Source organism: Hungatella hathewayi WAL-18680 (genome assembly GCF_000235505.1).
Taxonomy (GTDB): domain Bacteria; phylum Bacillota; class Clostridia; order Lachnospirales; family Lachnospiraceae; genus Hungatella_A; species Hungatella_A hathewayi_A.
The window spans coordinates 1655548-1670705 of record NZ_JH379027.1 but is presented as its reverse complement, the minus strand read 5'-3'; the positions used below and the strand labels follow the sequence as shown (position 1 = coordinate 1670705).

Sequence of the window (15158 nt, the reverse complement as noted above, 5' to 3'; positions counted from 1 at the left end):
GAACTGCTGCTCCCGGTGGCAGAGGCCCTTCTCCTGGGCGGCCTTCATGCGGCGGCCTAAGGGGGAGGTGAGGAACTGCCAGATGACATCGCCATCCAGCATCTTCCAGTCCTGCTCCTCCATCTTTTTGTTGTCCAGAATGGACTGGAGGGCGGTGGTTACATCGGCGCGGGCAGCAATAGTGGTGAAGTCCAGCAGCTCCAGAGCGCGGTGGTAGGCGGTACCGCGGCTGGCGCCGTAGTTCTGGCCGGTTTTGGATACCCAGTGGCTGGCAGGCGTGTCCTCCCGCAGAAATTCCGGGACGACGGGCTGATAGAGACTGTCCCAGTCGTCGGCATCCTGGCCTAGTTTTTTCAGCTCGGACACGGACATTTTGGTGTGCAGCGTGACATCGGCCTCGTAAGGATAGCGGAAAGCCAGGATGGATTGCAGAGTATCCAGGCATTCCCGGTTTCCGGGAGTGGTGACATCCATCTGCAGCAGTTCTTCCTTGGATATCTGTTTTTTGACCTGGCGGATGACCTCCTCTCCCACCAGTTCCTCCAGAGGGATTTCCCTGGTAATGATGGACTTCCCGGATTTTGGCAGGCTCATGAGCAGCCAATCCAAATAGGAACCGGCCGAGGTGAGCACCGTGTAGGGGATGGAGGTCTGTTCCCAGGGAATCTGGGACCATTTCTCCTGTTTTTTGTCCAGGTAGCGGTCAGTGCCTGTCATAATCAGTTTCTCTTTGGCGCGGGTCATGGCTACGTAAAGGACGCGAAGCTCCTCGCCCAGACTGTCCAAATCCATTTTTCGCTTCAGCACATTCTTTTTCAGCGTGGTGGATTTGAGGCGCAGATCCGGGTTTAAGTAGTCAGTGCCGATGCCTAAATCAGCGTCGATAAGGATTTTGCCACGCACATCCTGTTTGTTGAAGGATTTGCCGAGACCGGCCAGGAAGACGATGGGAAATTCCAGGCCCTTGCTCTTGTGGATGCTCATCAGGCGCACCATATTTTCTCCGTCTCCGGGGGCGGACGCCTCGCCGAAGTCGGTGTCGTATTTCTTTAAGTTGTTGATGTAGCGGATAAAATGAAACAGGCCCTTGTAGCTGGTCTTCTCGTAGGCGGCCGCCTTCTCCACCAGCATATCCAGGTTGGCCCTCCTGATCTCACCGGCCGGCATGGCGGATACGTAGTCGTAGTATCCAGTCTTCATGAAGACGCGGTAAATAATCTCATGAATGGGCAGGTAAGCCGCTTCGTCCCGCATTTCCGTCAGGAAATCGGCGATTGCATGGAGTTTCCCTGACAGGGTGGGGATGTCTAATTCCATGCAGTATTTCCAGGCGCCGTACAGGCCGCGCTCCTGGCCCCTGTCCGGGTTCTTCCGGTACAGCGCCATCATATAGGCCAGTTCTTCGTCCGTTATCCCGGCTACCGGGGATTTGAATACGGCGGCCAGTGGGATATCCTGCATCGGATTGTCGATGACGGCCAGGATGGAAAGCACGGTCTCCACTTCAATGGTGTTGAAGTAGCCGGTGCCGGTGTCCGCGCAGGCGGGAATGCCCTCCTGGGTCAGCACATTTAAGAAGGAATCGGTCCAGCCGCTGATACTCCGAAGCAGAATCACCATGTCCCGGTACCGGGCCGTGCGGTAGCGCTTCTCCTCCTTGTCCCAGACCAGCAGGCCCGTCTCCTCGTCGGTCAGCTCCCGGATGCGCCGGGCGATCAGCTTGGCCTCCACCTCCTTGCTGGTGTAATCCGCCATCTCGTCTTTCTCCGCCTGGCTCATGCGGGAGGCGTTCTCCCCCTCCGCCTGGCCGCTCCCTTTCCCCGTGTTGACCAGGAGAAGCTCCGTGGGCGTGCCGGCCTGACCGACAGCGGTTCCGGTCTCCGCCATGGCTGGCTGGTCAGAAGCGGCACTGGCTTCCATGGCACTAACCTGGCTGGAAACTGTTCCATCTTCCATTGTCACCGCCTGACCAGGCACAACTCCATCCTCCGCTGTCCCGGCCGCTTCCACCATTCCGGCTCCGGCCGCGGACTGCTCCACCGGCTCAAACACCGCGCCGGGATGCAGGGCGGCATCTTCCGTGTACTGGATGTTGCCCAGGTTCTTCGTCATAATACTGTAAAACACCTGGTTGACGCTCTCCAGCACCGAAGCCCGGCTTCGGAAGTTCTGGTGCAGTTCTATCTTCTGGCAGCTGCTGTCCTCCACAGTGTAAGTCTCATATTTCTCCATAAACAGCTCCGGCCTCGCCAGACGGAAGCGGTAAATGCTCTGCTTCACATCCCCCACCATAAACACGTTGGGACGCCCGAATCTGGCGCCGGACAGACTGTTTATCAATTCCTCCTGCACATAATTGCTGTCCTGGTATTCATCCACCAGAATTTCCCGGTACTGGGCGCTCAGCTCATCGGCAGTATCCGTATAGCAGACCTTCCCATCCTCCTGCTTCACCAGGACATCCAGGGCGTAGTGCTCCAAATCGTTGAAGTCCACCACATTTTTATCCCGCTTGCTCTCCTGATACCTGGCGGTAAACTCGCAGGCCAGCTCCAACAGGATTTCCACCACGTCGCCGGTTCCTATCATATCGGAAACCGCCTCGCCGATGTCCTCAAAGCCATAATTCTCCTTCAGTCCCGCCACCGCTTTCTTTATCCTGTCGCGGCACCCGGTGACAAATGTTTTCTTCTCCCCATCAATCTCCTTGCTTCTGGCCGCCGCCAGCCGCCCAAAGGAGACATCCCGGAGGCCCTGGCACAGTTCCTCATAGGTCCCGGCGTCCCGGAGCCCCTCTAACATGGCAAGCTCCGTCTCCAAGGTGGGCAGATAGACCTCTGGCCCGCCTTCTTCCTGACAGATGCCGATGGCATTTCCCAACTGCTCACACAGCTCTCCCAGCTGTTTTCTCACATCCTCCATGAGGAATTTCATCCAGGCAGTCTCCTCCAGATGACCTTCCTCCAGTTCCCGCAGCTCCTTCCGGCAGTTCTCAATCCACATCATGGGCCAGGGATTGCTCTGGGCGAAATTGTACACCTGCATGATGTAATCCTCTATCCCGCCATCCGCCTTCCCCGCCGCGTAGGTATCCACAAACTGCTCAAACCGCTCATCACCCTTCTCATAATAGTCCTCCAGAAGGCGCTCCATGACGTCCTTTCGCAGAAGCATCAGCTCCCCCTCGTCCCCAATCCGAAACCCCGGGTCGATCTCCAGCACATTAAAATGGTCCCGTATCAGATTCAGACAGAAGCTGTCAATCGTCGTAATCTGTGCATGGTGAACCAGGGTGGACTGCAGCTGCAAATGCTCGTTGTCCGGCTGCTCCGCCAGCTTTCTCTCCACCGCCTGCCCGATTCTCTCCCGCATCTCGGCCGCCGCCGCTTTTGTAAATGTCATCACCAGCAATTCGTCGATATCCACCGGGTTCGTCTCATCCGTCACCATCTGGATAATCCGCTCCACCAGCACCGCCGTCTTGCCGCTTCCGGCCGCCGCCGACACCAGCAGATTCCGGTTTCTGGCCCATATCACCTGTTCCTGTTCCGGTGTCCAGTTCATCCTGCCTCACCTCCTTTGCTCTCTTCTAACATTCCCTCATGGCTTTCTTCCGCCTCTTCACTCTCCCCAATAATCTGCTCCCAGACCTCCTCCGGCTTCATGGACGGGAATCTCCGGTATCCAAATCCCTTCACCTTCTGCTCAAACCCGCACACCGCATGATAAGGACAGTAGTCGCAGGCCGTCGCCATGCCCTGCTTGTAGGGCTTCACCCGGATGTCACCGCCCAGGATTTCCCTTCCGCTCCTCTTTAACTGCTCTCTCACAAACCCTTTCAGCAGCCCAAACCGCTTTTCACTGGCCACGGTGGAATAATTCTCCTGAATCAGCCCATTCTTCATCGCCACCGGAATCACGTCGGATTTCGTCTCGATCTCCCTGTCCAGGTGCTCAATCACTTCCAAATCACTGTTCACCAGACCATTCATTTTCAGCTGCTCCAGTATCTGGTTTTCTATCTCCTCCCCGGAAATGCCTCTCTGCTTCTCCACCATGGGGTCCTTGATATTGTAATAGAAGATTCCCGCCGGAACCACCTTCTTGTCCGGGTGCTTCCGCTCCTCCAGCTCCATCACCGCGTCCATATAGACCACCAGCTGCAGCTGGAGTCCGTAGTAGAGGGCCGCCAAATCAAACCGGGTGCTCCCCGATTTATAGTCGATAATCTTCACATAGATATGCTCCTCGTCCTCACACAGGTCCATTCGGTCGATTCTTCCCCTCAAATGCAGGGCTTCCTCCTCCGACAGCTTCAACTTCATGGCCCCCAGATTGTCAATGGCGGAAAATGACACCTCAAACCCGACCGGCCTAAAGTCCCCTTTCTTTAACTGCTCCACCAATGCCCACATGGTCCTGTCCGTGATCCGCTCCACCTTCCTGGCCAGATACTGGTTCCTGGCCGAACTCTGTAAGATGGTGTTGCCGTAGTCACTGGCCACCTTTTCCACGCAGGATTTCACCAGAGCCTTTCTGGTCCCCTCCGTCATCATTTCCGCGGTAATGCCCTGCTCCTCCATCTCTTTAAAGCACAAATCGATGGAATCGTGGAACAGGTTTCCCATATCCACCGTCGCCAGCTGATACTCCTGACGCTCCAAAAGCTCCAGCCCGTAATTCAGGAAATGGGCGTAGGCGCAGGCCGCATATTTTTCAAGCCTCGTCACGCTTCCCTGGAGAATACTGCCGTAGAGGGCGCGGGCCGCCGCCTTGCCGATTCCACGCTCCTCGTAGGAATAAAAGGCCGCGTCCACCAGCCGTCTCACCTGCTCCCCGTACTCCTCGGAGCCGGCAAACCAGCGGTACAGTTCCAGAAACATCTCATCCTTCCGGTAATTCTCATAATCCCGCAGCCCGGCTATCAAATACTCCCGGCCCTCCGCCAGGGAGCCCACCGAGCGCTTCTCCTTCTTCCCATCCTGAACCTCCAGGCCTGGAAACAGCCTTCGCACATCCCCAATCAGACTGGATGGCCGCAGACTTTTCCCCGCGCTGTCAAAGGCGGAGTAGGACAGAATCAGCTGCCACTTCGGCTTCGTCATCATCAGATAGAGGTAGAACCGCTGCATAAAGCCGTCCTCCCTGGACGTGGGCGCCAGCTCCATCCGGTGTCGTTTCAGCACCGAGCGGTCCGCGTCGGTCAGAATCCCGGATGTGTTCTTCTTCATCGGCACAATCCCGTCATTGACTCCCACGAAAAACAGCACCTGTATCTCATCCAGTCTGGTTCTGGTGAGATCGCCAACCACAACCCGGTCCACCGTGGCCGGAATCACGCCCACGGTTATCTCCCCAAAGCCCGCATCCAGAATCTCCGCAAACTCCTTCCGGCTCATCTTCTCATCGCCAAGCAGATGCACCATCCGCTCTAAAAGCTCCATCACAAGACCGTAAACCTGCCCGTATTCCTTGGCCAGGCTATATTCTCCCACTTCCTCAAAATGCTTCCGGTAGTCCTCCAGCTTTTGCTCCACCTGGCATTCCACCAGACAGTCCACCACCGCCTTTGCCATGGTGTTTACCGTGGCCTCCTCCTCGCGAAGCGACTCCCGGAGTCTGGACAGCGGCCCCAGCACTTCCTCCCGGAACTCATTTAACTCTGTCAGATTCAAATGCCTGCTTCCCCGGTACTCCCATTCCCAGGTCTGGTTCCACTTCTTGTACCCACGGATGCCAAGGGCCATCACGTAGTTGTCCAGCCGGTCTATCATCTCCCTGCGATCCGTCACCAGACCGGTCTTCAGATAGCGGAACACGCTCTCGTAGGAAAAATCCTTCTGCACCACCTCCAAGGCGGCGCGAATCAGCTCCACCATGGCATTTTCCAGAATGGACTTTTTGTCATCCATGAAATAGGGAATCCCCTCCGCCTCAAACTGGTTCACCAGTTCATGACCGTAGCTGGGCAAATCCCCGGTAATGACGGCAATCTCCCGGTAGCGCACCTGTTTCCCCTGCACCAGCCGGTGTATCTGGCCCGCCACCCAGGCCACCTCCTGGCCCGGTTTTCCCGCCTGATAGACAGATATCTCCTTCTGCTCCTTCTCATAGCAGGCGTTGTCATAGCGGTATAAATGCTGTTCCAGAAAGCCGATGGCCGGGCTGTCCGCAAACCGCTTCAGGCCGTCCGCTCCCAGCACGATATCGTCCTCTTTGGTAATCCCGTTCCTCGACGCCAGATCCGTCAGCCTGCACACAATCTGCTTGCTCATATAAAACAGGTTCTGCATCCGGCTCTCCTTATAGGGGTTGGATGCCGGGTCGATGGTGACCGTCACAATCACCTTCTTCGCGTATGTAAACAAAAGCTCCAGTAACCGGTACTGCACCGGCGTAAACCCGGTATAACCGTCCAGGGTTACCACGCTGTTTTTTATCATCTCCGACTGGGGCAGAACCCGGCACAGCACGTCCAGAATCTCCTCCGCCGTGATATACCGCTCCTCAATCTCCTTCTGAAATCCCTTGTAAATCACGCTCAAATCCTTCAGCTTCTCCCGAAGCAGGGCGCTCTCGCTCTCCTCCACGGCCGCGTCCAGCTCCTCCGTGCGGATTCCGTACTGGTAAAGCTCCGACATCATGGATTTCAGCTGGTTGATAAACCCGTTCTGATTCAAATGCCCCCGAAACAGCGACAGATTCCGCTTCTGCTCCGCCGTCACCTTTCGAAGCACCATGGATTTCCCCGTATCATCCAGGATATCTAATGTCGTCACCGCCAGTTCCTCAAACACCCGGTACGCCAGCCGCTTAAAGCTGACGATATCAATATTCATGGTACCGTGGTTTGGATGAAGGGTGACGATTTCCTTCTGCGTCTGCATGGTAAACTGCTCCGGTACAATGGCGATAAACTGCCCCTCCGGCTGCTCCATGGACATTTCAATCAAATTTTCATATAAAAGTCTGGTCTTCCCGGCCCCGGAACTCCCCAGAATAAATTGTAATGACATGGCTCCTCCTGTATCGTTTTCTGCTGCGGCAATGCTGACGCCGCGCCCTCGATTGCTATCTAACAGTATAACACAAACCCTCCCCGATTTTTAGCATAAACTTTCATTTCCAATAATAGACTATAACAAATCTATCCGGAGGTTCTGCCATGAGCTCCAAAACTAAAATTGTCGTACTGCGGATGAAGGAGATTGTCTATACTGCTATCTTTATCGGACTTGCGATTCTTCTCGTCTCCCTGTTCTTAATCATGTTCCGGCCAAAGAAAGACGCTGTGCCAAGCTCCGCGGATGCCAGCGCTTATGTGCCGGGCGTGTACACGGCCTCACTGGTTCTCGGAAGCCAGAATGTGAATGTGGAAGTGACGGTAGACGCCGACCATATTAATTCCGTGGCCCTGTCCCCTTTAAGCGACTCCGTGGCCACCATGTATCCGCTGATGCAGCCGGTTTTTGAAGACCTTGCAAAACAGGTGTGCGCCACACAGTCCACCGAGAATCTCTCCTATTCCATGGAGACCCGTTACACCTCGGCCGCGCTGATTAACGCCATCGAACAGGCGCTTCACAAAGCGGAAATCAAAGACGCGCAGTAGAAAATACATTTATCCATTCCGGCTTCTCAAATCATATTGTATTTGGCCGCAGGCTGTGATATAGTTCTCATGGAACTGTGATTGCATACCAGCCAGAACAGCGTATCGTCACAGTAAATTAGTTACGTATGAATACATATGAGAGGTCAGATATGAATCAGGAACAGAATAATGGGACGACGAAGACAAATCAGATAACAGAAGGAGTCATATGGCAGCAGCTTCTTCTGTTTTTCTTTCCTATTTTATTTGGAACATTTTTTCAGCAGCTTTATAACACCGTGGACGCCATTGTGGTGGGGCGGTTTGTGGGAAAAGAGGCGCTGGCTGCCGTGGGCGGCCCTACCGGGACTCTGATTAACCTGTTGGTCGGAGCCTTCGTAGGGCTTTCCTCCGGTGCGGCCGTCATCATTTCCCAGTATTACGGGGCGAAGAAGGCGGACAAGGTGGGCTGGGCCATCCACACCTCCGTGGCATTTGCACTCAGCTGCGGCGGGGTAATGATGGTGCTTGGCATCGCTGGCGCCTCGGCGGCTCTGCGGGCGATGGGGACGCCGGAGGAGATTATGGAGTACGCCTCCCTGTATCTGCGGATTTACTTTGTGGGGATTATCCCCAACCTGATTTACAATATGGGCTCCGGGGTGCTGCGGGCCGTGGGGGATTCCAGGCGGCCGCTGTATTTTCTGATGGCCAGCTGTCTCACCAACATTGTGCTGGATATCCTGTTTGTGGTGGTGCTTCATATGGGCGTTATGGGGGCGGCGCTGGCTACGATTCTGTCCCAGACCGTCAGTGCTATCCTGGTGATTGTGGTGCTGACCAGAACGAAAGAAATCTATCAGTTGAAATATCGGGAAATCCGCATTGACAAGCGGATGCTGAAACGGATTATCCAGATCGGACTTCCGGCGGCATTGCAGTCGGTGATGTACTCCTCCTCCAATATCATTATCCAGGCCAGCGTCAACGGGCTGGGGACGGATACGGTGGCGGCCTGGACGGCTTACAGCAAGATTGACAGTCTGTTCTGGATGATTATCAGCGCCTTTGGCATTTCCGTCACCACCTTTGTGGGCCAGAACTACGGCGCCGGTCATATGGACCGGGTGAAAAAGGGAATCCGGGTCTGCTTAGGGATGAGCGTGGTCGCCGCCCTTGGGCTGACCGTTCTTCTCTACGTCTTCGGCCACCCCATCTTCACCATCTTTACCGACGACGCGGCGGTGCTGGAAAAGGGGATGGAGATTCTGCGGTTCCTGGTGCCTACGTTTATCACCTACGTGGTTATCGAGATTTATTCCGGCGCTCTGCGGGGTGTGGGCGACTGCTGGATTCCCATGCTGATCACCTGTCTTGGCATCTGCGCCCTGCGTGTGCTGTGGATTCTCGTGGCGGTGCCGCTGCGGCCGGCCATCAAGACGGTCCTGTTCAGCTATCCGCTCACCTGGGTGACGACGTCGATTCTGTTCCTCATCTACTTCCACCGGTTCAGCCGGCTGCGGGGCAGAGGACAGCACGCGTACAATTGACAAGAAAGATTCTCCTAAATATCAAAAAACGTCTCTGTCAGCCATTTCTCATTCTCAGGCTGACAGAGACGTTTTCTCAATCTTTCACTATTTCACAAATTTCACCCAATACCCCTGAATGAATATCCCCAGGATAATCAGCGGCAGGATATAGCTCACATAGAACTTCACACCCTTCGGGAACTTCAAGCCGGTTCCGGCGTTGGCTTCCTCCAGAAATTTATCATATCCCCATCCGTACCGGCTGGTACAGAATAAAAGATAGATCAGACTTCCTATCGGCAGCAGGTTGTTGCTGACGATGAAATCCTCCAAATCCTGAATGTTGCTTCCCGCCCCCAGAGGCATGAAGCCGCTCCACACATTAAAGCCCAGCACACAGGGCAGTGACAGCAGAATGATGGCAATGATGTTGACAGCCACCGCCTTCTTCACCGTACATCCCGTCAAATCCGTGGCAAACGAGATGATATTCTGGAACACGGCAATCACCGTGGAAATGGACGCGAAGGACATAAACAGGAAGAACAAGGTTCCCCAGACTCTTCCGCCTGTCATGTGGTTGAAGACGTTTGGCAGGGTGATGAAAATCAGGGATGGCCCGGAATCCGGGTTGACCCCGTAGGCGAAGCAGGCCGGGAAGATAATCAGTCCCGCCATAAAAGCCACCAGAGTGTCCAGAGCCAGCACATTGACCGCCTCCCCGGTAAGCCGTTTCTCCTTGCCGATATAGCTTCCAAAGATGGCCAGCGCGCCGATGCCGATGCTCAGCGTGAAGAACGCCTGTCCCAGAGCCGCGAACACCGCCTCTCCCACTCCCACCTCGACAATCTTTCCAAAGTCAGGCTTCAAGTAGAACTCCAGTCCTGCCTGGCCCCCGTCTATCATCAGGGAATTGCCGGCCAGAATCACCATCAGTACCAGCAGGCTTATCATCATAATCTTGGTAATCTTCTCCACACCGTTCTGCAGGCCCATGCCGCAGACGATAAAACACCCCACCACCACAATCACCATCATCACGGTCATCAGGACGGGACTGCCCAGCATGTTGGTAAATTCCCCGGCCACAGCCGTAGCATCCAGCCCGGAAAAATCGCCCTTCAGCATTTTCACACAGTACAGCACCATCCAGCCTGCCACCGTGGTGTAAAACATCATCAGCAGATAGTTGCCCGCGATGGCGATGTATTTGTTGAGATGCCACTTGCTGCCCTTTGGCTCCAGCAAATCAAAGGATCTGGCCGCACTCTTCTGGCTGGCCCGCCCCACGGCGAACTCCATAATGACGATGGGAAGCCCCAGCACCAGCAGAAACGCCAGATAAATCAGTACAAACGCCGCTCCTCCATATTGGCCGACGATGTAGGGAAACCTCCACACATTGCCAAGCCCGATTGCGCATCCGGCCGAGATTAAGATAAATCCCAGGCGGGACGAAAATTTTTCTCTACCCATTTCTCATAACTCCCCTTTTTGTATTTCGGCTTGTCCAGAAGCCTATCTTTTACATTTTACAATAAAATCCCAGGAATAGGAAGCCTAAAATGGCCTTGAGACAGGAAGAACCGGGAACTTAACGTGTTAACGCGTCAAATTCCCGGTTCCTGATTTTACTAATAAATGATGTATTTATCGGGTCTCCGCAAACTTCTTGATGTTGCTTGCGTTGACATACTTCTGAATCTCTCCGTCCTTCACCAGTACCAGAGTCGGCGCCTGCATGATGCCAAACTCTCCGGTCAGTTCCGGATTCTCCTCCGCGTCAACCACCTGATAGTCCACATCCTTCAAGAATTCCTGGGCCATCCTGCAGTTAGGACAGGTCTTGGTGGTGAACAGATAGACGCCTGCCGGAGCGGTCTCCTTCTTCTCCTCCGAGGCCTCCGCCGTACATGCGGCTGCCGCCACGCCTTTCTTCAAGGCGGAGGAAGTCACGTCGTAGGTGGTACGGTTCTTGTACTCCTGGGACTTGCCCTCGTTCCAGTTCTTCACCGGACGGTAGTAACCGGTAATCCGGCTGTATACCTCTGCCTCCTGGCCACAGATCGGACAGGTGAAATGCTCCCCAATCAGGTAGCCGTGGTCCTTACAGATGGAGTAAGTCGGTGACAGGGTGTAATATGGCAGCTTGTAGTTCTCCGCGATGGTGTGTACCAGCTTCGCGGCCGCCTGCCAGTCTGGCAGTTTCTCGCCCAGGAAGGCGTGGAACACGGTTCCCGAGGTGTAGAGGGTCTGTAACTCGTCCTGGATATCCAGGGCGTCAAACACATCCGCGGTGTAATCCACCGGCAGATGGGAGCTGTTGGTGTAATACGGGGTATCCCCCTCATGTCCGGCGGTGATGATGTCCGGGTAGCGCTTCCTGTCATGCTTGGCAAGACGGTAGGTGGTGGACTCTGCCGGTGTGGCCTCCAGATTGTAAAGGTCGCCGTACATCTCCTGGTAATCGGACAGACGCTCTCTCATGTGGTTTAACACATCCTTGGTAAACTCCTGGGTCTCCTCGTGGGTCAAATCACTGCCCAGCCATTTGGCATTCAAGCCAACCTCGTTCATGCCAATCAGGCCGATGGTGGAGAAATGATTCTCAAAACTTCCCAGGTAACGCTTGGTGTATGGATACAGACCGTTATTCAGCAGTCTGGTGATAACCTCTCTCTTGGTCTTTAAGGACCTGGCGGAAATGTCCATCATATGGTCGAGACGTCTGTAAAAGTCCTCCGCATCCTTGGACAGATAAGCGATTCTCGGCATATTGATGGTCACAACGCCCACGGAACCGGTACTCTCGCCGGAACCGAAGAATCCGCCGGTCTTTCTGCGCAGCTCCCGGAGGTCCAGACGCAGACGGCAGCACATGCTCCGCACGTCGCTTGGCTCCATATCGCTGTTGATATAGTTGGAGAAGTAAGGTGTTCCGTATTTGGCTGTCATCTCGAACAGAAGACGGTTATTCTCGGTGTCAGACCAGTCGAAATCACGGGTGATGGAGTAGGTGGGAATCGGATACTGGAATCCGCGCCCGTTGGAGTCGCCCTCAATCATGGTCTCGATGAAGGCTTTGTTAATCATATCCATCTCTTTCTTACAGTCTTTATATTTGAAATCCATCTCTTTGCCGCCCACGATGGCATTTAACTCTGCCATATCGTTTGGAACGGTCCAGTCCAGCGTGATGTTGGAGAACGGAGCCTGGGTACCCCAGCGGCTCGGTGTGTTGACGCCGTAGATAAAGGCTTCAATACATTTCTTCACTTCCGGATAGGATAAGTTATCAGCTTTGACAAACGGCGCTAAGTAGGTGTCGAAGGAGGAAAATGCCTGGGCTCCGGCCCACTCGTTCTGCATGATACCCAGGAAGTTTACCATCTGGTTGCAGAGTACGGAGAGGTGCTTGGCCGGGGAGGAGGTAATCTTGCCTGGGATTCCGCCCAGTCCTTCCTGTAACAGCTGTTTTAAGGACCAGCCGGCGCAGTAACCGGTCAGCATGGACAAATCATGGATATGGATGTCCGCGTTGCGGTGCGCTTCGGCAATCTCATTGTCGTAAACCTCAGAGAGCCAGTAGTTGGCGGTCACCGCGCCGGAGTTGCTGAGAATCAAGCCGCCCACGGAGTAGGTCACGGTGGAGTTCTCCTTCACACGCCAGTCCTCGATCTTCACGTAACTGTTCACCACGTCCTTGTAATCCAGGATGGTGTTCTTCATGTTACGGATTTTCTCTCTCTGCTTTCTATATAAAATGTAGGCTTTGGCCACGTCCGTGTATCCGGCCTGCTCCAGCACATGTTCCACGCTGTCCTGAATCTGCTCTACGGAAATCTTTCCGTCCTGCATCTTGTTCTGGAAATCCGCTGTTACGCGCAAGGAAAGCAGCTCCAGAATCTCGTTGTTGTAGTCCTTACCTGTGGCTTTAAATGCCTTCTTGATGGCTTCCGTGATCTTCACCAGGCCAAAGTCGGCAACTTCGCCGTCACGCTTGATAACGTTAATCATGAATAAATCCCCCTTCTCCTTCTCGTCTGCCGTAAGTCTGTCAGAATATACAATGATAATGCGTCCCGCTTTTGCCCTGCGGGACGCTACGAGACTAATTATAGCAGAAGCCAAACAAAAACACAATATCTATGTGGCAGTTTTTACCTGTAACTAGATATTGTGTCTTATTAGATTTTCTAATGAACTTATAACAGTTCAAGGCGACATTCTACCTCAAACCAGCTGCCCATAAACCGCCGCTGGCACATACGCCTTCACGGTAATGCCGTCCTCCCCATACTCCTCCGACAACAGCTCGCCGTATTTGCGGATAGCCTGGATTCTGCCCGCCTCGTTGTAGGGGTAGATTTTCTCCAGATAGACCTTCTGGTTGCGCAGAATCATCTCCAGCGTGTCCTTCAGTTCCCCGATGCCCTCCCCCGTCTTCGCGGAGATGGCCAGCTGGTAATCGGCGGACAAATCTTTGGGGAGACGCCGCTCCTCTTCCTCTATTTTGTCTATCTTGTTGTAGATGGTCACCATGATTTTCCCGGTGACTTCCAGCTGCTTTAAGGTCTCGTAGACCGTGTACATCTGCATATCCATCTGCGGGTTGGAGCAGTCCACCACGTGGAGAATGATATCGCTGTATCTGGCTTCCTCCAGGGTGCTCTTGAACGCCTCGATGAGATGATGGGGCAGCTTGCGGATAAATCCAACCGTGTCCGTCAGCAGAATCTGCTGGCCGCTTGGCAGTTCCAGATTCCGCGTGGTGGGGTCCAGGGTGGCAAATAATTTGTCCTCCGCCAGAATCCCGGCGTCAGTCAGCAGGTTTAACAGGGTGGACTTGCCGGCGTTGGTGTAGCCGACGATAGCCGCCACGGTGGTGTGGTTTTTGCTTCTCTGCTGGCGCATCACATCCCGGTGGCGCTCCACGTCACGAAGCTCCGCCTTCAGCTGGCCGATCCGCTCATGGATGAGACGGCGGTCCATCTCCAGCTTCTTCTCGCCGGGACCTCTCGTTCCGATACCGCCGCCGAGACGGGACAGAGAACTGCGAAGGCCCACCAGTCTGGCCGCCCGGTATTTTAACTGGGCCAGTTCCACCTGGATCTTGCCCTCGCTGGTGTTAGCCCTGGACGCGAAAATGTCCAGGATGACCATGGTTCTGTCCATCACTTTGGTGTCCAATGCCTGCTCCAGGTTGCGAAGCTGGGCCGGTGACAGCTCGTCGTCACAGACCACGCCGGTGGCGTCTAACTCCCAAATCCGCTCCTTTACTTCCTCTATCTTGCCTTTTCCCAGATAGGTGCCGGGATGAATCCGCTCCCGGTTCTGGATAATCTTGTCTACCGTGGCCGCGCCTGCCGTCTTCACCAGCTCTTCCAGCTCGTTTAGACAGTTCATGGTGTCATCTTCCTCGCTGGTCTGCACCCCGATTAAGATGACCCGCTCTTCCACTTCTTTTAAATCAATCAGTTCCGCCATGGAGCCTCCTATTTGTTGTCGTTCATTACCTTGGTTTCTGTTTACTGCTGGCGGCTTTTTAAGAAGATAATCTCCCGGTCCACCTCCGGCGTGCTGCCGTAGGTAGCCGCGTAGGTTTCCAGCAGCTCCAGAGCCGTGGCAAAATCCTGCTTCTGCTCGTAGACCGCCGCCCGGTTGTAGAGAATCTTCTGTCTGGCGCCCTCATCCGGCAGCTGCATGCCCGCGTCAAAGTAGGACAGGGCCATATCCAGGTCCCCCGCCTCCATCTCGCACAGCCCCATGCGGTTGTAGAGCTCGTCGCTTCGGATGCCGTCGTCGATAGCCTGCTGATACAGTGTTCTGGCGTCGTCAAACCGCTCCGCCTCCGTCAGGGCCTGGCCGAGAGATAACAGGACCGTCACCTGGCCGGAAACTGCCGCCGTATCTCCGCCTCCGGCACTGCCGGTTCCATTATTGGCGTCCCCGCCGTCCGTGCCGTTCTCTTTATCAGCGTCTTTTTTGCCGTTTTTGCCATCCTTATTGTCAGCGCTGTCTCCGCCGCCCTT

8 protein-coding genes are annotated in these 15158 nt (G+C 54.7%); 2 read left to right on the top strand and 6 right to left on the bottom strand.

Features of this window, described 5'->3' with window-relative positions; all coding sequences use genetic code 11:
* Both HMPREF9473_RS28100 and addB read right to left on the bottom strand, forming a co-directional pair.
* Positions 1–3564 (bottom strand): UvrD-helicase domain-containing protein (locus HMPREF9473_RS28100; RefSeq protein ID WP_006779479.1); only part of this gene is annotated, 3564 nt, incomplete at its 3' end.
* Positions 3561–7016: a helicase-exonuclease AddAB subunit AddB gene (addB, locus tag HMPREF9473_RS07495; protein ID WP_006779478.1), complete on the bottom strand. Its 3456-nt coding sequence runs from the start codon at positions 7014–7016 to the stop codon at positions 3561–3563. The genes addB and HMPREF9473_RS28100, both read right to left, overlap by 4 nt.
* Before the next feature lie 149 nt (positions 7017–7165).
* Here addB and HMPREF9473_RS07490 point away from each other — a divergent pair, with 149 nt between their 5' ends.
* A complete protein-coding gene (locus HMPREF9473_RS07490; protein WP_006779477.1) occupies positions 7166–7612 on the top strand; it encodes a hypothetical protein in 447 nt (148 codons plus the stop codon).
* Between the two features lie 152 nt (positions 7613–7764).
* Complete coding sequence (locus HMPREF9473_RS07485; RefSeq protein ID WP_006779476.1) at positions 7765–9144, top strand: MATE family efflux transporter; 1380 nt, start codon at positions 7765–7767, stop codon at positions 9142–9144.
* A gap of 87 nt (positions 9145–9231) precedes the next feature.
* Here HMPREF9473_RS07485 and HMPREF9473_RS07480 read toward each other — a convergent pair whose 3' ends face one another.
* The 4 genes from HMPREF9473_RS07480 to HMPREF9473_RS07465 all read right to left on the bottom strand — a co-directional run.
* A complete protein-coding gene (locus tag HMPREF9473_RS07480) occupies positions 9232–10602 on the bottom strand; it encodes a sodium-dependent transporter (protein ID WP_006779475.1) in 1371 nt (456 codons plus the stop codon).
* Positions 10603–10776: 174 nt separating this feature from the next.
* Positions 10777–13143, bottom strand: coding sequence for a ribonucleoside triphosphate reductase (locus HMPREF9473_RS07475; protein ID WP_006779474.1), 2367 nt, complete (start codon positions 13141–13143; stop codon positions 10777–10779).
* A 216-nt stretch (positions 13144–13359) separates the two neighbouring features.
* Positions 13360–14613 carry a GTPase HflX gene (gene hflX / locus HMPREF9473_RS07470; protein WP_006779473.1) on the bottom strand — a complete coding sequence of 418 codons (1254 nt, stop codon included), beginning with the start codon at positions 14611–14613 and terminating at the stop codon, positions 13360–13362.
* A gap of 41 nt (positions 14614–14654) precedes the next feature.
* Positions 14655–15158 (bottom strand): tetratricopeptide repeat protein (locus tag HMPREF9473_RS07465; RefSeq protein ID WP_006779472.1); only part of this gene is annotated, 504 nt, incomplete at its 5' end.

Coding starts and splice junctions, on each gene's coding strand:
- addB (WP_006779478.1), bottom strand. CDS start 7,016: ATGTCATTACAATTTATTCTGGGGAGTTCCGGGGCCGGGAAGACCAGA.
- HMPREF9473_RS07490 (WP_006779477.1), top strand. CDS start 7,166: ATGAGCTCCAAAACTAAAATTGTCGTACTGCGGATGAAGGAGATTGTC.
- HMPREF9473_RS07485 (WP_006779476.1), top strand. CDS start 7,765: ATGAATCAGGAACAGAATAATGGGACGACGAAGACAAATCAGATAACA.
- HMPREF9473_RS07480 (WP_006779475.1), bottom strand. CDS start 10,602: ATGGGTAGAGAAAAATTTTCGTCCCGCCTGGGATTTATCTTAATCTCG.
- HMPREF9473_RS07475 (WP_006779474.1), bottom strand. CDS start 13,143: ATGATTAACGTTATCAAGCGTGACGGCGAAGTTGCCGACTTTGGCCTG.
- hflX (WP_006779473.1), bottom strand. CDS start 14,613: ATGGCGGAACTGATTGATTTAAAAGAAGTGGAAGAGCGGGTCATCTTA.